The 23,031-nt window shown below is 60.8% G+C and carries 27 protein-coding genes; 14 read left to right on the top strand and 13 right to left on the bottom strand.

Translation table 11 applies throughout. The features are described from left to right. The first annotated feature begins 1 nt into the window (after position 1). Both FLM21_RS05290 and rplQ read left to right on the top strand, forming a co-directional pair. Positions 2–985 (top strand): DNA-directed RNA polymerase subunit alpha, encoded by a 984-nt coding sequence (locus FLM21_RS05290; protein ID WP_148714563.1) that lies wholly within the window; start codon positions 2–4, stop codon positions 983–985. A 25-nt stretch (positions 986–1,010) separates the two neighbouring features. Then, positions 1,011–1,400, top strand: a complete 390-nt coding sequence (rplQ, locus tag FLM21_RS05295; protein ID WP_148714564.1) for a 50S ribosomal protein L17 — start codon at positions 1,011–1,013, stop codon at positions 1,398–1,400. Positions 1,401–1,456: 56 nt separating this feature from the next. Here the strand turns inward: rplQ and FLM21_RS05300 are convergent, their stop codons facing one another. After that, a complete protein-coding gene (locus tag FLM21_RS05300) occupies positions 1,457–2,380 on the bottom strand; it encodes an HDOD domain-containing protein (RefSeq protein ID WP_148714565.1) in 924 nt (307 codons plus the stop codon). A 48-nt stretch (positions 2,381–2,428) separates the two neighbouring features. Between FLM21_RS05300 and FLM21_RS05305 the strand changes: the two genes are divergently transcribed. Continuing rightward, complete coding sequence (locus FLM21_RS05305) at positions 2,429–3,244, top strand: symmetrical bis(5'-nucleosyl)-tetraphosphatase (protein ID WP_148714566.1); 816 nt, start codon at positions 2,429–2,431, stop codon at positions 3,242–3,244. Here the strand turns inward: FLM21_RS05305 and FLM21_RS05310 are convergent. The 9 genes from FLM21_RS05310 to FLM21_RS05350 all read right to left on the bottom strand — a co-directional run bounded on the left by FLM21_RS05310 (position 3,229) and on the right by FLM21_RS05350 (position 11,505). Beyond that, on the bottom strand, positions 3,229–3,999 hold the full coding sequence (locus FLM21_RS05310) for a lysophospholipid acyltransferase family protein (RefSeq protein ID WP_187360099.1): 771 nt from the start codon (positions 3,997–3,999) through the stop codon (positions 3,229–3,231). The genes FLM21_RS05305 and FLM21_RS05310 overlap by 16 nt on opposite strands. A 115-nt stretch (positions 4,000–4,114) precedes the next feature. Continuing rightward, positions 4,115–4,864 (bottom strand): GNAT family N-acetyltransferase, encoded by a 750-nt coding sequence (locus FLM21_RS05315; protein ID WP_148714568.1) that lies wholly within the window; start codon positions 4,862–4,864, stop codon positions 4,115–4,117. 105 nt (positions 4,865–4,969) lie between these two features. Next, positions 4,970–5,149 carry a DNA gyrase inhibitor YacG gene (locus tag FLM21_RS05320; protein ID WP_222846779.1) on the bottom strand — a complete coding sequence of 60 codons (180 nt, stop codon included), beginning with the start codon at positions 5,147–5,149 and terminating at the stop codon, positions 4,970–4,972. Next, positions 5,146–5,904, bottom strand: a complete 759-nt coding sequence (zapD, locus tag FLM21_RS05325) for a cell division protein ZapD (RefSeq protein ID WP_148714570.1) — start codon at positions 5,902–5,904, stop codon at positions 5,146–5,148. Before zapD ends, FLM21_RS05320 begins: the two co-directional genes overlap by 4 nt. A gap of 60 nt (positions 5,905–5,964) precedes the next feature. Then, a complete protein-coding gene (coaE, locus tag FLM21_RS05330) occupies positions 5,965–6,588 on the bottom strand; it encodes a dephospho-CoA kinase (protein ID WP_148714571.1) in 624 nt (207 codons plus the stop codon). Between the two features lie 2 nt (positions 6,589–6,590). Continuing rightward, on the bottom strand, positions 6,591–7,457 hold the full coding sequence (locus FLM21_RS05335; protein WP_148714572.1) for a prepilin peptidase: 867 nt from the start codon (positions 7,455–7,457) through the stop codon (positions 6,591–6,593). A gap of 5 nt (positions 7,458–7,462) precedes the next feature. Next, a complete protein-coding gene (locus tag FLM21_RS05340) occupies positions 7,463–8,695 on the bottom strand; it encodes a type II secretion system F family protein (RefSeq protein WP_148714573.1) in 1,233 nt (410 codons plus the stop codon). A 14-nt stretch (positions 8,696–8,709) separates the two neighbouring features. Continuing rightward, a complete protein-coding gene (pilB, locus tag FLM21_RS05345; protein WP_148714574.1) occupies positions 8,710–10,419 on the bottom strand; it encodes a type IV-A pilus assembly ATPase PilB in 1,710 nt (569 codons plus the stop codon). Between the two features lie 285 nt (positions 10,420–10,704). Beyond that, positions 10,705–11,505, bottom strand: a complete 801-nt coding sequence (locus tag FLM21_RS05350) for a cytochrome C assembly family protein (protein WP_187360100.1) — start codon at positions 11,503–11,505, stop codon at positions 10,705–10,707. An 86-nt stretch (positions 11,506–11,591) separates the two neighbouring features. On the opposite strand from FLM21_RS05350, the gene ffh reads away from it, so the two are divergent. The 8 genes from ffh to FLM21_RS05390 all read left to right on the top strand — a co-directional run bounded on the left by ffh (position 11,592) and on the right by FLM21_RS05390 (position 17,461). After that, entirely contained in the window at positions 11,592–12,941 is a 1,350-nt protein-coding gene (ffh, locus tag FLM21_RS05355; RefSeq protein WP_148714576.1) for a signal recognition particle protein, read from the top strand. A gap of 100 nt (positions 12,942–13,041) precedes the next feature. Further along, positions 13,042–13,290: a 30S ribosomal protein S16 gene (rpsP, locus tag FLM21_RS05360; RefSeq protein ID WP_148714577.1), complete on the top strand. Its 249-nt coding sequence runs from the start codon at positions 13,042–13,044 to the stop codon at positions 13,288–13,290. Positions 13,291–13,359: 69 nt separating this feature from the next. Then, positions 13,360–13,842 carry a ribosome maturation factor RimM gene (gene rimM / locus FLM21_RS05365; protein ID WP_148717453.1) on the top strand — a complete coding sequence of 161 codons (483 nt, stop codon included), beginning with the start codon at positions 13,360–13,362 and terminating at the stop codon, positions 13,840–13,842. 22 nt (positions 13,843–13,864) lie between these two features. Then, complete coding sequence (trmD, locus tag FLM21_RS05370) at positions 13,865–14,620, top strand: tRNA (guanosine(37)-N1)-methyltransferase TrmD (protein ID WP_148717454.1); 756 nt, start codon at positions 13,865–13,867, stop codon at positions 14,618–14,620. 56 nt (positions 14,621–14,676) lie between these two features. Next, positions 14,677–15,060 carry a 50S ribosomal protein L19 gene (gene rplS / locus FLM21_RS05375; protein ID WP_148714578.1) on the top strand — a complete coding sequence of 128 codons (384 nt, stop codon included), beginning with the start codon at positions 14,677–14,679 and terminating at the stop codon, positions 15,058–15,060. Between the two features lie 87 nt (positions 15,061–15,147). Next, entirely contained in the window at positions 15,148–15,642 is a 495-nt protein-coding gene (locus tag FLM21_RS05380) for a methylated-DNA--[protein]-cysteine S-methyltransferase (RefSeq protein WP_246120826.1), read from the top strand. Beyond that, a complete protein-coding gene (xerD, locus tag FLM21_RS05385; protein WP_308418778.1) occupies positions 15,639–16,544 on the top strand; it encodes a site-specific tyrosine recombinase XerD in 906 nt (301 codons plus the stop codon). Before FLM21_RS05380 ends, xerD begins: the two co-directional genes overlap by 4 nt. Positions 16,545–16,615: 71 nt before the next feature. Next, a complete protein-coding gene (locus FLM21_RS05390) occupies positions 16,616–17,461 on the top strand; it encodes a mechanosensitive ion channel family protein (RefSeq protein WP_148714579.1) in 846 nt (281 codons plus the stop codon). A gap of 64 nt (positions 17,462–17,525) precedes the next feature. On the opposite strand, the gene clpA is transcribed toward FLM21_RS05390, so the two are convergent. Then, the gene (gene clpA / locus FLM21_RS05395; protein ID WP_148714580.1) at positions 17,526–19,799 is read right to left on the bottom strand and encodes an ATP-dependent Clp protease ATP-binding subunit ClpA; all 2,274 of its coding nucleotides are present in this window, start codon (positions 19,797–19,799) and stop codon (positions 17,526–17,528) included. Then, a complete protein-coding gene (clpS, locus tag FLM21_RS05400; protein WP_148714581.1) occupies positions 19,796–20,107 on the bottom strand; it encodes an ATP-dependent Clp protease adapter ClpS in 312 nt (103 codons plus the stop codon). The genes clpA and clpS overlap by 4 nt, the downstream gene beginning before the upstream one ends. Before the next feature lie 249 nt (positions 20,108–20,356). Here clpS and FLM21_RS05405 point away from each other — a divergent pair, with 249 nt between their 5' ends. Next, a complete protein-coding gene (locus FLM21_RS05405) occupies positions 20,357–20,560 on the top strand; it encodes a cold-shock protein (RefSeq protein WP_148714582.1) in 204 nt (67 codons plus the stop codon). 116 nt (positions 20,561–20,676) lie between these two features. Here FLM21_RS05405 and icd read toward each other — a convergent pair whose 3' ends face one another. Then, positions 20,677–21,900 carry an NADP-dependent isocitrate dehydrogenase gene (icd, locus tag FLM21_RS05410; RefSeq protein ID WP_148714583.1) on the bottom strand — a complete coding sequence of 408 codons (1,224 nt, stop codon included), beginning with the start codon at positions 21,898–21,900 and terminating at the stop codon, positions 20,677–20,679. A gap of 142 nt (positions 21,901–22,042) precedes the next feature. Here icd and FLM21_RS05415 point away from each other — a divergent pair, with 142 nt between their 5' ends. Beyond that, positions 22,043–22,684, top strand: coding sequence for a pseudouridine synthase (locus FLM21_RS05415; RefSeq protein WP_148714584.1), 642 nt, complete (start codon positions 22,043–22,045; stop codon positions 22,682–22,684). A gap of 64 nt (positions 22,685–22,748) precedes the next feature. Continuing rightward, the gene (locus FLM21_RS05420) at positions 22,749–22,955 is read left to right on the top strand and encodes a hypothetical protein (RefSeq protein WP_148714585.1); all 207 of its coding nucleotides are present in this window, start codon (positions 22,749–22,751) and stop codon (positions 22,953–22,955) included. Positions 22,956–23,031: the final 76 nt, after the last annotated feature.

Below are 23,031 nucleotides of genomic sequence, written 5' to 3' on the forward strand. Positions count from 1 at the left end.
CATGCAAAACCTCGCTAATGAGTTGCTCAAGCCGCGCATCATCGACGTGCAGGCTCAATCGGCCGCCCAGGCTCGGGTGGTGATGGAGCCGTTCGAGCGCGGTTACGGCCATACGCTCGGTAACGCCCTGCGCCGCATCCTGCTGTCTTCGATGCCCGGATATGCGCCGACTGAGGTGAAGATCGAAGGTGTCGTCCACGAATACAGCGCGCTCGATGGCGTGCAGGAAGACGTGGTCGACATCCTGCTGAATCTCAAGGGCGTGGTGCTCAAGCTGCACGGCCGTGAGGCCGTGACGCTGACGCTGACCAAGGATGGTGCTGGCGTGGTCAAGGCTGCCGACATTCAGGTGCCGCACGACGTGGAAGTGGTCAATCCCGACCACGTCATTGCTCACCTGTCGACCGGTGGCAAGCTGAACATGGAAATCAAGGTCGAGAAGGGGCGTGGCTATCAGCCGGCACCTGCTCGCCTGAACCGCGAGGAATCGCGCAGCATCGGCACCATTCAGCTCGATGCCTCGTTCAGCCCGATCCGCCGCGTGGCCTACTCGGTCGAGAGCGCCCGCGTGGAACAGCGTACCGACCTGGACCGCCTGATCCTCGAAATCGAGACCAATGGCATCCTGACCCCGGAAGATGCAGTGCGCCAAGCCGCCCGCATCCTGGTGGATCAGCTCGCCGTGTTCGCAGATCTCGAAGGCACGCCGGTCGAGGAAGAGAAGCCGGCCGCGCCGCAGATCGACCCGATCCTGCTGCGCCCGGTGGATGATCTCGAGTTGACCGTTCGCTCGGCCAACTGCCTCAAGGCAGAGAACATCTACTACATCGGCGATCTGATCCAGCGCACCGAAACCGAGCTTCTCAAGGCGCCGAACCTCGGCCGCAAGTCCTTGAATGAAATCAAGGAAGTGCTGGCATCGAAGGGCCTCAGCCTGGGCATGCGCCTCGAAAACTGGCCGCCGGCCGGCTTGGACAAGCCGTAACCGGTCAAGGTAAAGGAACTGACAAATGCGTCACCGTTTAGGTAATCGTAAACTCAACCGTACCTCCAGCCATCGCCAAGCGCTGCTGCGCAACCTGGCGAACGCGCTGCTGCGTCACGAAGTCATCAAAACCACGCTGCCGAAGGCCAAGGAACTGCGTCGTGTCGCAGAACCGCTGATCACCCTCGGCAAGGCACCGTCGCTGGCGAACCGTCGCTTGGCGTTCGACCGCACCCGCGATCGCGAGATCGTGGTCAAGCTGTTCGACGTGCTGGGCCCGCGCTATGCAGCCCGTAACGGCGGCTACCTGCGTATCCTGAAGTGCGGTTTCCGCGCTGGCGACAATGCCCCGATGGCATTCGTCGAGCTGGTCGACCGTCCGGAAGATGCCGAAGTGGTCGAAGCCGGCGAGTAATCGCGGCTAAGATGACGACAAAGGCCAGTGCTTGCACTGGCCTTTGTTTTTGCGCGCTATCCGGCGTCGGGGATGGTCGGTACGTCGCCTGGGCGTGGTTCGAGGGGCCGCATCGCCAGCGCCGGCAACGACTGGTAGCCGCTCCAATGCCTGGCGGCGTGCTGTGCAGCGTCGCGCACCAGCGCATAGGCGGCATCGTGCGGCAACAGCGTGAGATCGGCTACGGCGCGGTAGTCGTCGGGCAATGCGGGATCGTACCAGCCATTCGCCAGATGTCGCGCCAGTGCGGCGGCAACCATCACCAGTCGTACGCGCGGTTCAGTCAACTGACGTTCGTCCATCAAGTGAGCAAGCAGTCGAGGTAGCCGCCAGCGATGGACCAGTTCCAGCTGGATCTCGAACAGCGTATGCCCCAAAACCTGTCGTTGGGCGTCGCGGCTGCGCAATCCGGGCTGGGCACTCAATAGCTGTTCGATCTGCGTGGCCAGCGCCGGCGCGTGCAGCCATAGCAGGATCTCGGCCGTATCGTGTAGCAGCGAGGCCGTGACTACCTCGCTGGGGTCGATGTCATGACGCCGTGCCGCGATCCGTTCGGCGATCCTGGCGGCGAAGGTGGCGCGTTCCAACATGCGGCGCGTGCCCGCGAGCGCATCGGGGTGCTGTGCCAGCACGGTTTCCAGGATGGTGGTGCCGCCGAAGTGGCGGACGAAGCCGCGCGTGCCGATCATCATCAGTACGCGGTCGACCGTGTTCACGTCGGTGACTTGGCTATGCTGGCGATGGTGTTGCAGATAGCGGATCACCTGCAGCGTGAGCAGGGCATCCTGATTGATGGGGCCGGCGATGTCATGCAGGCTGATCTCGTCGGCGCGGCCTTGCAGTGCTTGCAACTGCCTCAATGTGTGTTGCAAGATCGGCAGCTCGCGATCGGCCAAGTAGCTGACCCAGGCTTCCAGGGACGGCAGGGGAGTGGTGAGCATGGTGTCCGGTCGCAGGGAGGATGATGTTCATTGTAGAGAGTGAGGACGATGGCCCGCTACGCGATCGGTGATATCCAGGGGTGCTGGGACGAACTGCAGGCCCTGCTGTTTGCCATCGATTTCGACCCGGCGCGGGACGTGGTGTATCCGGTCGGTGACCTGGTGAACCGCGGGCCCGGATCGCTGCAGGTACTGCGCTGGGCACGTGAACAGGGTGATGCAGTGCAGGTGGTGCTGGGCAACCACGATCTGCATCTGCTGGCCTGCTTCGCGGGCCATGGCACGCTGAAGGGAGGGGACACGATCGGCGACGTGCTGGCGGCACCCGATGCCGAGGCGCTGGCCGACTGGCTGCGGCGTCAGCCTTTGCTGCGGGTGCTGGACGATACCGTGATCGTGCATGCCGGCGTTTGGCCGCGCTGGAGCCTGAAACAGGCGGTGGCAGCGTGTGCCGAGGTGGAGGCCGCACTGGCCGTTCCGGACTGGCAGGCGGCGTTCGTCGAGATGTACGGCAATAAGCCGGCCCACTGGAAGCAGGCTGAAAGCCGGATCGAGCGCTGCCGCTTCACCATCAACGCCTGCACCCGGATGCGTTTTGTCGATGAGGAGGGCGCGCTGCAGCTCAAGTTCAAGGGGGAGGTGGCGGATGCGCCCAAGGGGTTGACGCCCTGGTTCGACGCCCCCCGCAAGGCGCTGCCGCGCGTGGTGTGCGGCCACTGGTCCGCCCTCGGCCTGATGATGCGGGATGAAGTCTGGGCGCTGGATACGGGCTGTATTTGGGGCGGACTGCTGACCGCAGTCGACCTCGATACCAGCCGCATCATTCAGGTTCCGGCGCAGAAGGCGTATCAGGCCTTGGAGTGATGGTGTCGGCAGAGCGCTTCGTGTGCTGCCTTGATCCGTGCCTCGGCAAAGCGTGTGACGGTGCGCCGGTCTTCCTTGCCGACCGGGAACGGCGCCAAGAAGTTGATCTCGGCGACCAGCCCGCGTGCGCCCAGCAGCTTCCATAGCGATTCGGTCAACGTCATCTCGTTGATATAAGCCGCTGCATCGCACCAGTTGCCGTCACGGTCGGTGTAGCGCAGGTAGACCGGCTGGATGGTTGCTTGCGCGTCGATCGCGGCTTGTAGCAACGACGAGCGGAACGGCAGGATGCCCTTGCCGTCCGAAGTCGTTCCCTCTGGAAATACGGCCACGCAGTGCCCACCTTGCAGTGCTTCGATCATGTCGTTGTTGACGCGCGCGGTGTCGCGCTTGCGTTCGCGCTCGATGAACAGCGTACCGGTGGCATGGCACAGCCGCCCAACGACGGGCCAGTCGCGGATCTCCGCCTTGGCGACGAAGCGCGATACGGTCACCGTGTTCAGCACGAAGATGTCCAGCCAGGAGATGTGGTTGGACAGCAACAGGTGGTTGGCTGGATACAGGCCGGGCGCAATGCCCTGGACCCGGATCGAAATGCCCAGCTTGTGGGTCAGCGCCAGCGACCACGACTGGATGCGGCAAAGACGCTCCGCCTCGGAAAGCCGCGGAAAGCGCCAGGCAGCAACGGCGATGCCGCGGGCGAGATGAAGCAGCACACTGATGAGGCGCCGCGTGCGCAACCAATTGGAAGACATGGACTGAAACCGGCTTTTGCCGTGCTTGCGGGATAGGGTGGAAAACCCCGCGAGTGTAGCGGCATCGTCCGGATCAGGCCATGTGCTTATTGCGTCCAGCGGTTCCAGTTCGAATTCAGCGTATGAAGTGCCGGGCGTAACGGGCATCGATCTTTTGCATGGGCAGGAGGACGAACAGGTCGGCGGTATTGAAGTCCGGATCCCAGGCGGGTTCGCCGCAGATCAGCGCACCGGCGCGCAGGTAACCCTTGATCAGCGGCGGGACTTCCACCGGGGTCTTCTGATCCAGCGCGGCGAGCGGCAGTGGGCAGCGGGGAAATACACGCCATTCCACCGGCGACATCGCGGTTTCCGCCAGCTTGCGATAGAGGCTGGCCGCATGATGGCCACCATCGGCCAGCGACATCGAAGCACAGCCGATCAGGTACTGGTAGCCATGGCGGTGCATGTATTCGGCAAGGCCCGACCACAGCAGCGCAATGGTGGCGCCGGTACGGTAATCCGGGTGCACACAGGAGCGTCCGACTTCGACGAACTGATTGCGCAGATGTTGCAGCCGGGTCAGGTCGAACTCGGTGTCGGAGTAGTAGCTGCCAAGCTTGCGAGCCTGGTGCGGGGGCAGAATGCGGTAGGTGCCGACTACCTCGCCGGTCTCGTCGTCGAGCACCAAAAGGTGTTCGCAATAGGCGTCGAACAGATCCTGATCGAGGCCCGGTTCCTTGGCATTGAGGCGGGCACCCATCTCTTCGGCGAAAACCCGATAGCGCAAGGCCTGCGCTGCACGAATGTGATCCTGGGTGCTGGCGAATGCCAGCGACAGTGCGCGTCTGCGTTTTTCGGTGCCGGTTTGCAGTTGCTGCAGCATCGGTATTCCTCCGTGTGTGAGGCACACAGTAAGGCGATCCAATGACGAGCAGATGACGAATTATTGGCGCTGTGATGACAGCGTGTGAACCCTCACGCTAGGTGTTCAGTTGCCGTTTGGGTCTTCGTTGGCCGAGTCGCTGCCTGGGATGCGGTAGCGCTCTTCCGCCCAGCCGGCCAAGTCCTCGGTGCGACAGCGGGCCGAGCAGAACGGTCGGTACGGATTTTCCGGGGAGAACGCGGCAGGGGTGCCGCAGGCGGGGCAGGGAACGAGGCGAGGTTTCACAGATTGCAATAACCGAGACCGAATTCGATGTCGCTATCGACCACGCGCGCGCGTTCGCCACTGGTTGACGGATGTACGAAACGGACGTTGATGGCGTAGCGGTTGGCTGACAACTCCGGAACCACTGGGAGATCAGAGGGCAGGGTGACACGCAGCATCTGGATGGTCTTGCCGCCGGACATTTGCTGGAACGTACCTTGATGAGCGGTGTAATGGCTGACCCGAGCTGAATCGCGCAGCAGGCGCAACACGATATCGATGCCCTGTTTGATCGGCGTGAGCGGACGGAACCAGCGGTCGATGTCGGCCTGCCGGCGCTCGGCCGGCAACTGCTGCCAGTAATGATAGGACGGCAGGTCGAACTCGCAGGCGCCACCGGGAATCGACAGGCGCTGCTTGATCGTCATCAGCCACTCGTTCTCGCGCAGGTACTGGCCGAACTTGCCGGTCATGTCCAGCATGCGCGCATGGGTGACCTCGATTTCGCCCAGCACGTCTTCCAGCGCGGCTTCGGAGATATGTGGATTGTTGCGCAGCGCGGCGAGGGCCTGGCGTTGACGTTCCAGCTCCTGCAACAGATCCGACTTCAGATCTGCCCGGCTGGCGACTTCCATGATCTCGAAGATGCCCAGCAGCGCCGTATGGTGGTCGACGGCTTCCTGTCGACCGGCGAACAACGCCGTGCGGTCGTACAGATGCTCCAGCCGCAGCAGAGTGCGGATGCGCTCGTTGATGGGGAATTCGTAGCTGATCACGACGAGCCGGGTGCAGAAAGATAAGCAATTCTGCAGTATGTACGCAGCTTTGAAAACCCGCTACGTAAGCTTTGTTTCATCATCACGCGTCCAAGCCAGGTATTGGACATGGAGTTTTGCAACCGCTTGCTTCAGCGCATCGAGATCGCGGTCGTTGATCAGGATATCGTCCGCCTGCTGCAAGCGGAGCGCTCGACTTGCCTGTTGCGCGATGATGCGCCTGGCCATGGCGTCATCTAGCCCGGGGCGAGCAGCCACTCGCGCAAGTTGGACGGCTTCCGGCACATCGATTACCAGAATCCGGTCGACCAGATCGATGAAGCCCGGTGCTTCCAGCAGCAGGGGTACAACCAGCACGGCGTAGCGATGGGCCTTGGCGAGCGCAGCCAGTTTCTCCGTGCTGCGCGCGAGGATGCGGGGGTGCAGGATATGTTCGAGTTGCGCCTTGGCTGCGGAATCGGCAAACACCAGTTCGCGCAACGCGGCCCGATCCAGCTCGCCGGCGGGGGTAATGAAATGCGAGCCGAACGTTGCGGCGATTTGTGCAAGTGTCGCCGCGCCCGGGGCGACTTCGACGCGCGCAATCTCATCGGTGTCGACCACTGGTACGCCGAGCTCGGCGAAGTAGAGGCTGGCAGCTGATTTTCCGCTACCCACACCACCGGTGAGCCCGACGACGCGCATGGCTAGAAGGTGGGGAACAGCAGTTGTTGCAACTGTGGCCCACATAACAGCGTGAGCCAGCCGGCGATGCCCAAGTAGGGGCCGAATGGCATCGGCTTGCCGAAACCACGCTTTGCGGCGAGTACCAGTGCAATGCCGATGACTGCACCGGCCAGCGACGACAGCAGAATGATCACCGGTAGCACTTGCCAGCCGAACCAAGCGCCAAGTGCGGCAAGCAACTTGAAGTCGCCATAACCCATGCCCTCCTTGCCGGTGAGCAGTTTGAATGCCCAGTAGACGGTCCATAACGACAGATAGCCAGCAACTGCACCAACCACCGCGCTTGTCAGCGAGGTGAAGCCAGCGTCACCTAGATTGATCAGCAAACCCAGCCAGAGCAGGGGCAGCGTGATCGAATCCGGCAACAGGTAGGTATCCGCATCGATGAAGATCAGTGCGATCAGCGCCCAGGTGAGCACGACCGCGGCAAGGCCAGCCAAGCTGGGGCCAAACATCCACGCCACTGTGGCACTGAGCAGCGCGGTGAGTAATTCGACCAATGGGTAGCGCGGGCTGATTCGTGCGTCACAGCCGCGGCAGCGGCCGCGCAGCACGAGATAACTCACGATCGGGATATTCTCCAGCGCGGTGATCTGATGCCCGCAGTGCGGGCAGGCCGAACGGGGGACTACAAGGTTATAGCTCGCTCTGGCAGGCGGTGGCGCATCGTCGCCCAGGTTGAGCGTCGCGCATTCGTGGCGAAATTCCGCCTCGATCATCTTGGGTAGGCGATGGATGACGACGTTGAGAAAACTGCCCACGAGCAGACCGAGTAGGAACAAAAACCCGCTATAAGGCAGCGGGTCTTCAACAAGTGAATCGATCATTATTCTTAGCCTACTGCTTCGCCCATTTTGAAAATTGGCAGATACATTGCAATGACCAAGCCCCCGATCAACGTGCCAAGCACAACCATGATGATGGGCTCCATGAGGCTTGAGAGGGCCTCGACGGCGTTGTCCACTTCTTCTTCATAGTAGTCGGCAACTTTGCTTAACATGGCATCTAGCGAGCCGGACTCTTCACCAATAGAGGCCATTTGTAGCACCATGTTCGGAAAGACTTGAGCATTTTGCATGGCCACGGTTAGGCTTACCCCAGTGGCCACTTCCGTTTGAATCTTCTTGGTTGCCATTTTATATATATAATTTCCAGACGCTCCTGCCACGGAATCAAGCGATTCTACCAGTGGTACACCGGCGGCGAACATTGTGGATAACGTACGGGACCAACGTGCAATAGTCGCGTTCTTCATGATCTCGCCAATAATCGGTAATTTCAACATAAAGCGGTCCATTGCGATTTGCATAGCCTCGGAGCGGCGCCATGCTTTTAGAAAAGCCCAAATGCCGCCAAATATACCTCCGAAGATGGCCCACCAGTAGCTCACGAAGAAATCCGATAGGGCAATAACTAACAAAGTTGGGGCTGGCAAATCTGCGCCAAAGCTTGAAAAAAGATCCTTGAATGCAGGGATGACGAAAATCATGATCACAGCGGTGATCACAAATGCAGCTACAATCACCGCCGTCGGGTAAAATAGGGCTGACTTGATTTTTTTCTTGACTGCCAGGATTTTTTCTTTATATGTTGCAAGCCGGGCCAATAGGCTATCCAAAATGCCTGCCTGTTCGCCGGCTTGAATCAAATTGCAGTATAAGCTATCGAAGTAAGCTGGGTGTTTACGAAATGCCTGGGTCATTGAAGAGCCAGTTTCAATGTCTGATTTGATCTCCATTAGTAGCTTGGTCATTGAGGCGTTGTTGTGGCCCTTGGCGACAATGTCGAACGCGGTGAGCAAGGGGACGCCGGATTTCAGCATGGTGGCTAATTGGCGGGTAAACATCGTTACGTCGAGTTCTGTGATGCGTCGGCCGGCCTTTAGGCGCTGTTTTTTGATTTTAACAACGTTGATGCCCTGCCGACGCAGGTGATTGCGCAATACGGCTTCACCCGTGGCGCGCATTTCACCTTTGATCACCTTGCCACTGCGATCCTTGCCTTCCCAGGCGAAGGTGAACTCTTTGACCTTGGCGGCTGCGGCACGAGCTGGAGGTCTTGCCATAATCTAACTCCCTGTTATTCGTTGGTGACAGCCATCACTTCTTCGAGTGAGGTCAGGCCTTGCTTGACCTTGATCAAGCCGGAATGCCGCAAATCGCGTACGCCTTCACGCCGCGCCTGGTCTGCGATATCGATGGCCGTGCCATTCTTCATGATGATGCGATTCATCTCGTCGGAAATTGGCATGACCTGGTAAATGCCGACCCGGCCCTTATAGCCGGTACCCTTGCAGGCATCACAGCCAACGGGTCGATACGGTTGCCAGCTGCCATCGAGATCGGCGTTGCTGAATCCAGCGTCGAGCAGTGCCTCAGGAGGGATATCTACCGGCACCTTGCATTGTGCGCACAGGCGTCGGCCCAGCCGTTGCGCGGTAATCAGAATGACTGACGAGGCCACGTTGAACGGCGCGACACCCATGTTCAACAGACGGGTCAGCGTGGTCGGTGCGTCGTTGGTGTGCAGCGTCGAGAACACCATGTGGCCGGTCTGTGCGGCCTTGATCGCAATATCGGCGGTTTCGAGGTCACGGATTTCACCGACCATGATCACGTCCGGATCTTGGCGCAGAAAGGCCTTGAGGGCTGCCGAAAAAGTCAGCCCGGCCTTGTCGTTGACGTTGACTTGGTTGATGCCCGGCAAATTGATTTCCGCCGGATCCTCGGCGGTCGAAATATTGATGCCCGGTTCGTTCAGGATATTGAGGCAGGTGTAGAGCGACACCGTCTTGCCCGAGCCGGTCGGTCCTGTGACCAGCACCATGCCGTAAGGACGTCGGATTGCCTCCATCAGCGCTTCTTTCTGGTCCGGGTCGTAGCCTAGGGCATCAATGCCGAGGGTGGCCGAGGTCGGGTCCAGAATCCGGATACAGATCTTCTCGCCGTGCAGGGTTGGTAGCGTCGAGACCCGGAAATCGATGGCGCGGCTCTTGGAGAGGACGAGTTTCATCCGGCCATCCTGCGGCACGCGCTTTTCCGAGATGTCGAGCTTGGAGATCACCTTGATCCGCGATGCAAGCTTTTCCTTGATCGCCAAAGGGGGCTGGGCGATCTCGCGCAATATGCCATCTTGGCGATAGCGGATGCGGTAGTACTTCTCGTACGGCTCGAAATGGATATCCGAGGCGCCAGCATTGATTGCATCAAGCAGAATCTTCTGCAGGTATTTCACTACCGGTGCATCGTCGACGTCGGCACTGACGGCATCCGGGGCGGACGGTTCATCGCCAGCACTGATATCGAGATCGGCCTCGTTGACGTCGAGATCCTTGAGTGTGGATCCGGTCGCTTCGAGCAATTTGCCGAGCAGCACCACCAGTTTCCCATCCTCGACGACGATGGGTTCGACCTGCAAGCCGGACTGGAAACGAACTTCTTCGAGTGCCTGCAGGTTGGTGATGTCCGAGATGCCGACGAACAGCTTGGTGCCGCGCTTGTATAGCGGTACTACCCGCTGGGCCTGCATCACCTTGGGGTCGAGCACGCCTTGCGGGATATAGCTGCTGTCAATCTGGTCGAGATCGAACAAGGGATAGCCAAACGCCTGGGCGCCAAATTCCGCAACGTCCTTGGCGGACATCTTCTTGCTGCTGATTAGTTGCTCGATAAAGCTGAGCTTGTTGCTCGTCGCGCTCTGGTGCAAGGCTTCGGCGTCGGCCTCGATCAGGCGGCCGTGCTGGACCAGGAGGCGGGCGAGTCCGGAAAGCGGGGCAGTGGTGGTGGACATGAGTAAGCTAGTGAGGCGCTACATGAACGGCCCGGATGGCCTTTGGGGCAGTCTAGCAAATGTCGCCCGGTGCTGCGCATCCGCGTGTAAGGCTGATCGGTGGCGCGGTCGGTTGCGTTGAATGTGGTGATGAAGTAACTGCGGCGGGACGGTGATCAGCCCGAGCGACCAGGTTGCCAAGAGTCCGGCCAGTTGAAGAAAGTCGGGCGGCTACCCGCTATTTTGCTGGGCTTGATGCCGCGAGTGCTGGGCGGGGAAGTGGAGCGCAAACGTGGGGGAAAGAACTTAGCGGTGCAGAATCGCTTCGAATACCACGCGTGTGCCGATGTAGCCCAACAGCAACAGTCCACAACCAGCCAGGGTCCAGTTGGTGGCGGTGCGGCCACGCCAGCCCTTGAAATGACGGCCGAGCAGCAGCGCGCCGAAGGTAAGCCAGGCGGCCACGGATAGCAGCACTTTGTGATTGAACTCCACGGCTTTGCCGTAGATCGTCTCGCCGAACAACGCGCCGGTGAGCAGGGCCAGCGTCAGCCAAGCAAAGCCCAGGGTGATGCACGAGAACAGCAGTCGTTCCAGCGCCATCAGCGGCGGCAACTTCTGCACTAAGAGGTGCGCGTCGGCGTGGTGCAGTCGTTTGTCGGCAAAGCGCATCAGTACGGCGAGGCCTGCAGCATTCGCAAGCAGTCCCTGGGCCAGCATCGCAGCAAGGAAGTGCAGCCGGGATAGCGTGTTCTGCGGGTAATCAAGCGCGTGGCCGGTTGGCAGTAGGAGGCTGGCGCCGAGCAGCAGCGCCACCACGGCCAGCAGTGGTGGCTGCAGGCCGTCGAGGCGCAGTGTGAGCTGGCCGAGCAGGTAGACCAGCAGCGCCAACCAGCCTGTCATCGACAGCGCTTCGGCGGCACCGAAGTGCAGTGGCGCTTGGGTCAGTGGCGGCCACAGCGCCAGGCCGTGCAGCACGAAGGCAAGCAGCAGCGTGCCGTGCTCGAGCCCCGGCCGCGCTGTGGCGTGGCCGGAAAGTCGGGTGCGGCAAAACTGCCAGCCGAGCAACGCGTAGATCGCAAGAGCGGTAAGGGCAAGCCAGGGCACGGGGCTGTGGGGTAAAATCGGCGGATTCGACAGTCTAGCAGAGCGGGTTGCGCCGTCCAGCGCGCCGCGTGCTTTGAGGAAAATCCATGTTTGAGAATCTCTCCGGCCGGCTGGGTGGGGTCGTCAAGTCGCTGCGCGGCAACGCCCGTCTCACCGAGGCCAATATCCAGGACACCTTGCGTGAGGTGCGCATGGCGCTGCTGGAGGCGGATGTCGCGCTGCCGGTGGTCAAGCAGTTCATCGCCGACATCAAGGTGCGCGCACTGGGCCAGGACGTGATCGGCAGCCTCACGCCGGGTCAGGCTTTCGTCGGTGTGGTCTACGAAGAGCTGACCAAGCTGATGGGCGCGCAGAACGATGCGCTCAATCTCGCGGCAGTGCCGCCGGCTGTGGTGCTGATGGCTGGCTTGCAGGGCGCGGGTAAGACGACTACGTCGGGCAAGCTGGCCAAGCGCCTCAAGGAAGAACAGAAGAAGAAGGTGCTACTGGTATCGGCCGACGTCTACCGCCCGGCGGCGATCGAGCAACTGAAGACCGTGGCGGCCCAGATCGAGGTCGAGTGGTTCCCATCCGATGTCAGCCAGAAGCCGGTCGATATCGCGCTGGCCGCGCTTGATCATGCCAAGCGCCACTTCCATGACGTGCTGATTGTCGATACCGCCGGCCGCTTGGCGATCGACGAGGCGATGATGGCCGAGATCAAGGCCGTCCATGCCGCGATCAAACCGATCGAAACGCTGTTCGTCGTCGACGCCATGCAGGGTCAGGATGCGGTGAATACCGCCCAGGCATTCAACGAGGCATTGCCGCTCACTGGCGTGGTCCTGACCAAGATGGATGGCGATGCACGCGGTGGTGCGGCGTTGTCGGTGCGCAACGTGACCGGCAAGCCGATCAAGTTCATCGGCGTGGGCGAAAAGCTCTCCGGCATCGAGCCGTTCTATCCGGACCGGATGGCGAGCCGGATTCTCGGCATGGGCGACGTGCTGAGCCTGATCGAAGACGTGCAGAAGACCGTCGACGAGGCCGAAGCCTTGAAGATGATGAAGAAGGTCAAGTCCGGCAAGGGCTTCGACCTTGAGGACTTCAAGTCTCAGATCGGCCAGATGAAGAAGATGGGCGGCATGTCCGCATTGCTGGACAAGCTGCCGGGCGCTGGCCAGTTGGGCGAGATCGCCAACAATCATGTTACCGACAAGGCCGTGGCGCGCATCGAGGGCATTATCAATTCGATGACGCCGGAGGAGCGGCGCAAGCCGGAGCTGCTTAAAGCCAGCCGCAAGCGACGCATTGCCGCCGGTGCCGGGGTCTCGGTGCAGGAGGTGAATCGGCTGCTCAAGCAATTCGAGGAGACGCAGAAGATGATGAAGCAGTTCTCCAAGGGCGGCATGATGAAAATGATGCGTGGCCTCAAAGGCATGCTGCCGGGCATGTAGTCGGGTGCGCACAAGTCTTTGTTGCCAAAGTGCTTGTGTTGCCTCGTGCTGTTCGCCTACAATTGCGAGTTTCGCGTAAACCGATTCTGGGTACAAAACAATGGTTGTGATTCGTCTTGCTCGTGGCGGCGCCAAGGACCGTCCGTTCTTCAATATCGTCGTCACCGATTCGCGCAACCGTCGCGATGGCCGCTTCGTCGAGCGCGTGGGTTTCTACAACCCGCAAGCCAAGGATGGCGAAGAGGGCGTACGCTTCTCGCTCGATCGCGTGAACTACTGGGTTGGCGTTGGCGCCCAGACCAGCGATTCCGTCGCTCGCCTGCTGAAGTCGTACAAGCCGGCTGCCTAAGCGCTCGTGTCGCTTAGCAAGGATTCGGCCTCGCCCGCACTGCCCGCGGTCCCTGATGATCTGGTGACCATGGGTTTTGTGAGCGGGGCTTTTGGTATTCGCGGCTGGATCAATGTGGTCGCCGATACCGAGTTCGCCGACAGCTTGTTCGACTACGACACGTGGTGGCTGGGCCGTGACGGCCAATGGCGCGCCTATGTCTTCGAGGAAGGCCAGGTGCAGCCGAAAAAGCTGGCTGCCAAGCTCGAAGGGGTCGATGACCGGGATATGGCCTTTGCGCTCAAGGGTTGCCAAGTGGCGATCCCGCGTAGTGGGATGCCTGCGGCTGGCGACGACGAGTATTACTGGGCCGATCTGGTAGGCCTCGCCGTGGTGAATACCGCGGGCGAAGCGCTGGGGGTGGTCGAGCGGCTGTTCGAAACTGGCGCCAATGATGTGCTGGTGGTGAAGGACGGCGACACAGAGCGGTTGCTGCCCTTTGTCGCCCAAGTGGTGCTCAAGGTGGAGCTCGAAGCCCGGACCATTACGGTCGATTGGGGCCTCGACTACTGAGATGGCAGTGCCCGAGCGTCGCGTGCTGTTCGATGCGGTGAGCATCTTTCCGGAGATGTTCGACGCCATTACTCGCTATGGGGTGACGCAGCGCGCGGTCGAGCTCGGCATTTTCGATTTCAAGGCGTGGAATCCGCGTGATTTCACCCAGGACAACTACCGCAGGGTCGATGATCGGCCCTATGGGGGTGGTCCCGGCATGGTGATGTTGCCCGATCCGCTGACGCAGGCGATCTCTGCCGCGCGATCGCGGCAACAGCAGGTTGGCGTGACACCGCGGGTGGTCTACCTCTCGCCGCAAGGCGCGCCGCTTGACCATGCCAAGGTAGTGGATCTGGCGGCTTGCGATGGCTTGGTGCTGTTGTGCGGTCGCTATGAAGGTGTCGACGAGCGTCTTCTCGCGACGCTGGTGGATGAAGAGGTTTCGGTGGGCGACTATGTATTGTCCGGTGGTGAGCTGCCGGCCATGGTGCTGATCGACGCGGTGATGCGTTTGCTGCCCGGCGTGTTGAACACGGCGGCGAGCGCACAGGAAGATTCGTTCGTGGATGGGCTGCTGGATTGTCCGCATTACACCCGTCCCGAGGTTTACCGCGACATGGCGGTTCCGGAAGTGCTGCTTTCGGGCAACCATGCCGCGATTCGGCGCTGGCGGCTGAAGCAGGCGCTGGGGAGGACGTGGTTACGTCGCCCCGAGCTGCTTGCCAAACGCCAGCTTTCAAAAGAGGAAGCTCGTCTTCTGGCCGAGTTCAAGTCCGAACACCACGTGGCGGATTGACTACGGCGTTACCCGCAAGGGCAGAAGGAACAAGCTTCACACAGGAGTGTTAGGTCATGAACCTGATTCAACAACTCGAGCAAGAAGAAATCGCCCGCCTGGGCAAGTCCCTCCCCGAATTCGCACCGGGCGACACCGTCGTCGTGCAGGTGAAGGTGAAGGAAGGCAATCGCGAACGTCTGCAGGCCTACGAAGGCGTGGTCATCGCCAAGAAGAACGCTGGCCTGAACAGCGCCTTCACCGTGCGCAAGATCTCGGCCGGTACTGGCGTCGAGCGGACCTTCCAGAGCTACTCGCCGCTGGTCGCTTCGGTCGAAGTGAAGCGCCGTGGTGACGTGCGCCGCGCCAAGCTGTATTACCTCCGCGATCGTTCGGGCAAGTCCGCACGTATCAAGGAAAAGCTGCCGGCACGCAAGCAAGCCGCTGCTGCCACCGAGTAATCGGTTGGCCGGTGATGAAAACGCGGGTGTCCTCACTCGCGTTTTTTTTTCGGCTACGATAAGCCCTCGCCATCGTCTGAGCGTGCCATGCCGTACATGCACCCCATCGTTTATGCCGACTATCACGCCATCGCGCCAAGCCCGATCGGGCCGCTGGGCTTGATGGAAGGCGCCGACGTGATCCAGCTGATCGATTTCCTGCCACCGGATGCGCCGCTGCGCGTGGCGCAGACGCCGTTGCTACAGGAAGTGACGCGCCAGCTCGATGCCTATTTCGCTGATCCGAACTTCCGCTTCGACCTGCCTTATCGATTGCAGGGAACGCCACACCAGATCGCGGTCTGGCAGCAGATTGCCGCGATTCCGGCCGGCGACATCGTGCGTTATGCCGAAATCGCCTGGCGCATCGGCTCGGTGCCGCGCGCGGTCGGCACTGCCTGCGGCCGCAATCCGCTGCCGGTGGTGATCCCCTGTCACCGCGTGGTCGCCGCCAACGGCCTGGGTGGCTTCAACGCCAATCGCAATGGCGTGGACTGGCTGCCGCTCAAGCGCATCCTGCTGCGGCACGAAGGCGTGCTGTGACGCTGTCGGCGACGTCCGAGCGCCTGATCGATGAATTCATCGACGCCGTATGGCTGGCCGATGGCTTGGCCAGCAACACCGTGGACAGCTATCGCCGCGATCTGCTGATCTGGGCGCAATGGTTGGAAGGTGAAGGCTGTGCCTTGCTCGCGGCGACGCGCGATCAAGTCCAGTCGTTTCTCGCGCGCCAGGCGCGCGAGGCCAAGGCCGCGACACTGGCGCGGCGTCTGGCTAGCCTGCGCAAGTTCTATCGGCACTGGCGCAGCAGCGAGCGCATTGCGCTCGATCCCACCGAACTGCTCAGCTCGCCACGCAGGGTACGGCCGTTGCCGAAAGCGTTGGAAGAGATCCACATCACCGCGCTGCTGGATGCACCCGATCTCGAACAGCCGGCGGGTTTGCGTGATCGCGCCATGCTGGAGCTGATGTATGCCACAGGCCTGCGGGTGTCCGAGCTGGTGGCTTTGCCGATCGAACATGTGCATCTGAATGAAGGATTCGTTCAGGTGGTTGGTGGCAAGGGCGGCAAGCAGCGTATCGTGCCGATGGGGGCGGAGGCGCAGCACTGGTTGGAGCGCTACTTGCGCGAGGCGCATGGATTGCTCTGCACCGGCCGCAAGGCGCCGACACTGTTCGTCAACCAGCGTGGCGAGCCACTCACTCGGCAGGGGGCTTGGTTCATCATCAAAGGTTATGCCGTGATCGCGGGTATTCCGGCGGAAAAGCTGTCACCGCACGTATTGCGCCACGCCTTTGCTACCCATCTGCTTAATCACGGTGCTGACCTGCGCATTGTGCAGATGCTGCTGGGGCATGCCGACATTGGTACCACGCAAATCTACACACACGTGGCGACGGCACGGCTGCAAGCGCTGCATGGTCTGCATCACCCCCGAGGCTGACATCACATTTGCGATTTTCTTCTGCTAGTTTGAAGCGGTCATTGGTAAATTTTTCAAACTAGGGGGAATCCATGGATCAAGATCTGCTCACGCAGGGCACGGCAACGGTCGGTCGTTATCAGGATATCGTCGTGCAGTACCTCACGGCATTCGGTATCAAGATCCTCGCCGCCATTTTCTTCTGGGTGATTGGCCGCTGGTTGATCGGCTTTGCCGTCGGCCTGGTACGCAAGTCGCTGGAGAAGCAGCACGTCGATCCCACGGTGCTGCGCTATGTCGGTTCCATCATCACCGTCACGCTGAACATCATCCTGGTGATCGGCATCCTTGGTTACTTTGGCATCCAGACCACGACATTCGCGGCCTTGATCGCGGCTGCCGGGGTGGCGATCGGCATGGCGTGGTCCGGCCTGCTCGCAAATTTCGCTGCAGGAGCTTTCATCATCGTGCTGCGCCCGTTTAAGGTGGGGGACTTCATCTGCGCTGCCGGCGTGACCGGCACCGTGATGGAGATCGGGCTCTTCGCGACCACCCTCAACACCATGGACAACGTGCAGACCATCGTTGGCAACAACAAGATCTTCAGCGACAACATCCAGAACTTCACCGCCAACCCATTCCGGCGTGTCGAGTTGAAGGCGCAATTGGCGGGCTCGACCGACGTCGCGGCGGCGGTGGCGCTGCTGAAGAACAAGATCGGCGCGATTCCAAACGTGCTGACCGATCCGCCGATCGAGGTGGACATCCTGGAGTTCAACCTGGTCGGTCCGGTGCTGGCGGTGCGGCCGTTCTGCCACAACGATCACTACTGGCAGGTGTATTTCGAAACCAACCGGGTGATTCGCGAGAGCTTTATCGAAGCTGGCTATGCCGCGCCGATGCCTGCCCAGACGGTGGTGGTGCAGCAGCCTGCCTAGCTGCTGGTGTAACGCCCAAATAAAACGCCCCGCAGTTGCGGGGCGTTTTATTTGGAGGTGACCATCAGGCCGGCACTGGCGCGGCCTCGTCCTCTTCGATCTTCAGGATCACCTTGCCATCGGCATCGAGATCGATGGTGACTTCGCCGCCATGGTTCAGGCGACCGAACAGCAGTTCGTCGGCCAGCGCCTTGCGGATGGTGTCCTGAATCAGGCGCGCCATCGGTCGCGCACCCATCAGCGGATCGAAGCCCTTCTCGGCCAGCATGGCCTTCAGCGCTTCGGTGAAATGCGCTTCCACCTTCTTTTCCTGCAACTGCAGTTCCAGTTGCAGCAGGAACTTGTCGACCACCTGCAGGATGATTTCCGGTGTCAGCGGCGCGAACGGGATCACCGCATCCAGCCGGTTACGGAATTCCGGCGTGAACAGGCGCTTGATTTCCTGCATCTCGTCGCCGGTTTCCTTCTTCGACGTGAAGCCAATCACCGACTTGTTCAAGCCCTCGGCACCGGCATTGGTAGTCATGATGATGATCACGTTGCGGAAGTCCGCCTTGCGCCCGTTGTTGTCGGTCAGCGTACCGTGGTCCATCACCTGCAGCAGCACGTTGAAGATGTCCGGATGCGCCTTTTCGATCTCATCAAGCAACACCACCGCATACGGGTGCTTGTTGATCGCCTCGGTCATCAGCCCGCCCTGCTCGAAGCCCACATAGCCGGGAGGCGCGCCAATCAGCCGGCTGACGGCGTGCCGTTCCATGTATTCCGACATGTCGAAACGGATCAGCTCAATACCAAGCGTATAGGCGAGCTGCCGCGCCACCTCGGTCTTGCCGACGCCGGTCGGGCCCGAGAACAGGAAGGCGCCGATCGGCTTCTGCGGATTGCCGAGGCCTGCACGCGCCATCTTGATTGCCGTGGCCAGTGCATCGATCGCGTTGTCCTGACCGAACACCACGTTCTTCAGATCACGATCCAGCGTCTTGAGCTGAGTCTTGTCGTCAGACGACACGTTCTTCGGCGGGATGCGCGCAATCTTGGCGACGATATCCTCGATCTCACCCTTGCCGATGGTCTTCTTCTGCTTGGAGCGCGGCAGGATCTTCTGCGCTGCGCCGGCCTCATCGATCACGTCGATGGCCTTGTCCGGCAGGTGACGATCATTGATGTACTTGGCCGACAGCTCGGCAGCGGTCGAGAGCGCGGTCAGCGTGTACTTCACGCCATGGTGCGACTCGAACTTTTCCTTGAGGCCCTTGAGAATCTCGACAGTCTGCGCCACCGACGGCTCGGCCACATCGATCTTCTGGAAGCGACGCGACAGCGCGTTGTCCTTCTCGAAGATGCCGCGGAATTCACTGTAAGTCGTTGCGCCGATGCATTTGAGCGTGCCGTTCGAGAGCGCAGGCTTCAAGAGATTGGACGCATCGAGCGTGCCACCTGAGGCCGCACCAGCTCCCACCAACGTGTGGATCTCGTCGATGAACAGAATGGCGTTGCGTTCCTCGGCCAGTTGCTTGATCACGGCCTTGAGGCGTTGCTCGAAATCGCCGCGATACTTGGTGCCAGCGAGCAACGCACCCATGTCGAGCGCGTAGACGGTGGCGTCGGCGAGGATATCGGGTACCTCACCCTCGACAATGCGGCGTGCCAAGCCTTCAGCAATTGCGGTCTTGCCCACGCCAGCTTCGCCCACCAGCAATGGGTTGTTCTTGCGCCGGCGGCACAGGATCTGCACCACCCGCTCCAGTTCGGCGTCGCGACCGATCAGGGGATCGATCTTGCCGGAGAGCGCCTGCTGGTTCAGGTTCAGCGTGAAGCTTTCCAGCGCGCCGCCGGCACTGACTTCGGCATCCTGTTCTTCACCGCTGCTTTCGTTGCGCGGCGCCGGGGAAGGATTGGCCTGGCTCTTGGCGATACCGTGGGAAATGAAATTGACCACGTCGAGCCGGGTGATGCCCTGCTGGTGCAGGAAATACACGGCGTGGCTGTCCTTCTCGCCGAAGATGGCGACGAGTACGTTGGCCCCGGTCACTTCCTTCTTACCCGAGCTTTGCACGTGCAGGATGGCGCGCTGGATCACGCGCTGGAAACCGATCGTCGGCTGGGTCTCCACCTCGCCGGTGCCGGAAACGACCGGCGTGTGCTCGGCGACGAAATCACCGAGTGCCCGGCGCAGCTCATCCATATTGGCGCCGCACGCACGCAATACGTCGGCGGCAGACGGATTGTCGAGCAGGGCGAGCAGGAGGTGCTCCACGGTGATGTACTCGTGGCGCTTCTGTCTCGCCTCCATGAAGGCCATATGCAGGCTCACTTCAAGTTCTTGGGCGATCATTCGTTTACCTCCATGATGCATTGGAGCGGATGTTGGTGTGCGCGGGCGTGCTCGGTTACCTGTGCCACCTTGGTGGCTGCGATGTCTTTGGGGTACACCCCGCAGATACCGCGGCCTTCGTTATGCACTTTGAGCATGACAACGGTGGCTTGTTCTCCCCCCATTGCAAAAAACTCCTGCAGCACGACGATCACGTATTCCATTGGCGTGTAGTCGTCGTTCAGCAAGACCACCCGAAAGAGTGGGGGAGGTGCCGTGCGCTGCTCACGCAGCGCCTGTTCATGCTCGATCTGATGTTGCAGGGCCATGTTTGTCCAACCGGTTTCCCTATCCATTTTGGCCCGTGGGGGGGCTTTTTCAAGCGTTCCAACGATGCAACAGTTTGCTGAAATTCACGGGCGCGCGCTTGACCTGTTTCGTAACTATCGCGTAAAAACAAATCGCGTTTGATGGACAAGTTTCATGCCTTACCGGTACACCCGTCGTTTGGCCTTGACTTCAAACAGGCGGCGCCCGTGGGGGTGCTGTTTCTATGCATATCTTGGAGAAAGACCTGAATGGCTACGGGTACCGTGAAGTGGTTCAATGATTCCAAAGGCTTTGGCTTTATTACTCCGGATGAAGGCGGCGACGATATCTTCGCTCACTTCTCCGCGATCAATATGCAAGGCTTCAAGACCCTGAAGGAAGGCCAGCGCGTTTCGTTCGAAGTCGCGACCGGCCCGAAGGGCAAGCAAGCTGCAAACATTCAGGCTGCCTGATTGTTGCGTTTGTGCTGAAAAACCCCGCGCAAGCGGGGTTTTTCTTTTGGCTGGCTTCGGTTGGCGGCCGACAAAAAACCCCGCCTGAGCGGGGTTTTTGACCACGCCAGCATAACTTACATGCGGGCGATGATGGCCTTGCCGAAGGCCGAGCAGCTCACTTCCTCGGCGCCTTCCATCAGGCGGGCGAAGTCGTAGGTGACGATCTTGTCCTGGATGGTCTTTTCCATCGCCTGGATGATCAGATCGGCGGCTTCCTTCCAGCCCATGTGGCGCAGCATCATTTCAGCAGACAGCAGCAGCGAGCCTGGGTTTACCTTGTCCTGGCCGGCGTACTTCGGAGCGGTGCCGTGGGTGGCTTCGAAGCAGGCCACGTTGTCCGACAGGTTGGCACCCGGGGCAATGCCGATGCCGCCCACTTCCGCAGCCAGCGCGTCGGAGATGTAGTCGCCGTTCAGGTTCAGCGTGGCGATCACGTCGTACTCGGCCGGACGCAGCAGGATCTGCTGCAGGAAGGCGTCTGCGATCACGTCCTTGATCACGATGCCGTTGGGCAGTTGTACCCACGGACCGCCGTCGATCTCGACGCCGCCGAATTCCTTCTTGGCGAGCTCATAGCCCCAAGTGCGGAACATGCCTTCCGTGAATTTCATGATGTTGCCCTTGTGGACAAGGGTCACGGACTTGCGGTTGTTGTCGATCGCGTACTGGATCGCCTTGCGCACCAGGCGCTCGGTACCTTCCTTGCTGACCGGCTTGATGCCGATACTGGACGATTCCGGGAAGCGGATCTTCTTCACGCCCATCTGTTCCTGCAGGAACTCGATCACCTTCTTGGCGCCTTCGCTGGTGGCGTCCCACTCGATGCCGGCGTAGATGTCCTCGGTGTTCTCACGGAAGATCACCATGTCGATCAGCTCGGGCTTCTTCACCGGCGAGGGCACGCCGTCGAAGTAGCGCACCGGGCGCAGGCAGACATAGAGATCCAGCTGTTGGCGCAGGGCCACGTTCAGCGAGCGGATGCCGCCGCCGACCGGGGTCGCCAGCGGGCCCTTGATCGAGACCACGTATTCCTTCAGCGCATCCAGTGTTTCCTGCGGCAGGTAGGTGTCGTTGCCGTAGATCTTGGCCGCCTTCTCGCCGCAGTAGATTTCCATCCAGTTGATCTTGCGTGCGCCGCCGTAGCACTTGGCCACGGCTGCATCGACCACGTCCTTCATCACCGGGGTGATATCGACGCCGATGCCATCGCCTTCGATGAACGGGATGATCGGGTTATCCGGGGTGGCGAGGTTCGGAACGATCTTCGCGCCCTCGGCGGGCACCTTGATATGGCTCATCGTTGACTTTCCCATCTGTTGGATTTTGGACAGCGGCGCGCCTCGTTACGGTGCACGCATCAAACCCCGGATTATCGCGTGAACGCGGGTTTCATGCCAAGTCGCTCAGGCGGGACGGACGGTGCTCGCGCTACAATCGGGCATGGCCAAGCTCATCCTCCTGAACAAGCCCTATGGCGTGATCTGCCAGTTCTCGCCAAGCCCACCGCACCAGTCGCTCGCCGACTACGTGCCGGTGAAGGGCATCTATCCAGCCGGTCGGCTCGATACCGATTCGGAAGGACTGGTGCTGCTGACCGATTCCGGCCCATTGCAGGCACGTATTGCCGATCCCCGGCACAAGCTCGTCAAGACCTACTGGGTGCAGGTGGAGGGCGAGCCGGACGACAACGCACTCGCGCCACTGCGGCAAGGGGTGGACCTGGGCGATTTCGTCACGCTGCCAGCTGAGGTGCGCATCATGGCCGAGCCTGAGGGGTTATGGCCACGCCAGCCGCCGGTGCGTTTTCGCGCCGCCATTCCCACCAGCTGGCTGGAAATCCGCATCGCCGAGGGCAAGAACCGTCAAGTACGGCGGATGACAGCGAAGGTTGGCTTCCCCACGCTACGGTTGATCCGCTGGGCGGTGGGTGAGCACACGCTAGCTGATCTAGCGCCGGGGCAATGGTGCGAATTGCAGGTTGCGGTGCCGGCGACTCAAGCCATGCCGTCGAGGGGGGGGCGCTCCAGGTCCGAAGCGGCGGGGGCGGCGCGGGCCGAATCGCCCACAATGAACAAACTTTAAGCTTGCGAGTGTGGAAAGCGATTCTATGCTGCGGATTGGGTCAACCCCCATAAGGAGCATTGCGATGAAGAAGCTGTTGATGATCTTGGCTGCATTCGGTCTCGCAGGTCATGCGTTGGCCAATGAGGCAGCGCCGGAAAAGGCGGATGGCAAATCTGTCCAGGAATATAAGGCCAAGCAAGAGGCGCAAAAGAAAAAGGATGCCCAGAAGAAGGCCAAGAAAAAGGCAGACGAAGAGCACAAGAAGGCCGAAGGCGAAGCGTCGCATTGACACGCGCTGTTCACGGCAGCGGGCGAGGAGACTCGCCCGTTTCTTTTTGCCAGTCGGTGGAGGTGCCGGATCGGGT

The organism is Chitinolyticbacter meiyuanensis (assembly GCF_008033135.1).
Lineage (GTDB): Bacteria > Pseudomonadota > Gammaproteobacteria > Burkholderiales > Chitinibacteraceae > Chitinolyticbacter > Chitinolyticbacter meiyuanensis.

Coding starts and splice junctions, on each gene's coding strand:
- FLM21_RS05290 (WP_148714563.1), top strand. CDS start 2: ATGCAAAACCTCGCTAATGAGTTGCTCAAGCCGCGCATCATCGACGTG.
- rplQ (WP_148714564.1), top strand. CDS start 1,011: ATGCGTCACCGTTTAGGTAATCGTAAACTCAACCGTACCTCCAGCCAT.
- FLM21_RS05300 (WP_148714565.1), bottom strand. CDS start 2,380: ATGCTCACCACTCCCCTGCCGTCCCTGGAAGCCTGGGTCAGCTACTTG.
- FLM21_RS05305 (WP_148714566.1), top strand. CDS start 2,429: ATGGCCCGCTACGCGATCGGTGATATCCAGGGGTGCTGGGACGAACTG.
- FLM21_RS05310 (WP_187360099.1), bottom strand. CDS start 3,999: ATGTCTTCCAATTGGTTGCGCACGCGGCGCCTCATCAGTGTGCTGCTT.
- FLM21_RS05315 (WP_148714568.1), bottom strand. CDS start 4,864: ATGCTGCAGCAACTGCAAACCGGCACCGAAAAACGCAGACGCGCACTG.
- coaE (WP_148714571.1), bottom strand. CDS start 6,588: ATGCGCGTCGTCGGGCTCACCGGTGGTGTGGGTAGCGGAAAATCAGCT.
- FLM21_RS05335 (WP_148714572.1), bottom strand. CDS start 7,457: ATGATCGATTCACTTGTTGAAGACCCGCTGCCTTATAGCGGGTTTTTG.
- FLM21_RS05340 (WP_148714573.1), bottom strand. CDS start 8,695: ATGGCAAGACCTCCAGCTCGTGCCGCAGCCGCCAAGGTCAAAGAGTTC.
- pilB (WP_148714574.1), bottom strand. CDS start 10,419: ATGTCCACCACCACTGCCCCGCTTTCCGGACTCGCCCGCCTCCTGGTC.
- ffh (WP_148714576.1), top strand. CDS start 11,592: ATGTTTGAGAATCTCTCCGGCCGGCTGGGTGGGGTCGTCAAGTCGCTG.
- rpsP (WP_148714577.1), top strand. CDS start 13,042: ATGGTTGTGATTCGTCTTGCTCGTGGCGGCGCCAAGGACCGTCCGTTC.
- rimM (WP_148717453.1), top strand. CDS start 13,360: ATGGGTTTTGTGAGCGGGGCTTTTGGTATTCGCGGCTGGATCAATGTG.
- rplS (WP_148714578.1), top strand. CDS start 14,677: ATGAACCTGATTCAACAACTCGAGCAAGAAGAAATCGCCCGCCTGGGC.
- FLM21_RS05380 (WP_246120826.1), top strand. CDS start 15,148: ATGCCGTACATGCACCCCATCGTTTATGCCGACTATCACGCCATCGCG.
- FLM21_RS05390 (WP_148714579.1), top strand. CDS start 16,616: ATGGATCAAGATCTGCTCACGCAGGGCACGGCAACGGTCGGTCGTTAT.
- clpA (WP_148714580.1), bottom strand. CDS start 19,799: ATGATCGCCCAAGAACTTGAAGTGAGCCTGCATATGGCCTTCATGGAG.
- clpS (WP_148714581.1), bottom strand. CDS start 20,107: ATGGCCCTGCAACATCAGATCGAGCATGAACAGGCGCTGCGTGAGCAG.
- FLM21_RS05405 (WP_148714582.1), top strand. CDS start 20,357: ATGGCTACGGGTACCGTGAAGTGGTTCAATGATTCCAAAGGCTTTGGC.
- icd (WP_148714583.1), bottom strand. CDS start 21,900: ATGAGCCATATCAAGGTGCCCGCCGAGGGCGCGAAGATCGTTCCGAAC.
- FLM21_RS05415 (WP_148714584.1), top strand. CDS start 22,043: ATGGCCAAGCTCATCCTCCTGAACAAGCCCTATGGCGTGATCTGCCAG.
- FLM21_RS05420 (WP_148714585.1), top strand. CDS start 22,749: ATGAAGAAGCTGTTGATGATCTTGGCTGCATTCGGTCTCGCAGGTCAT.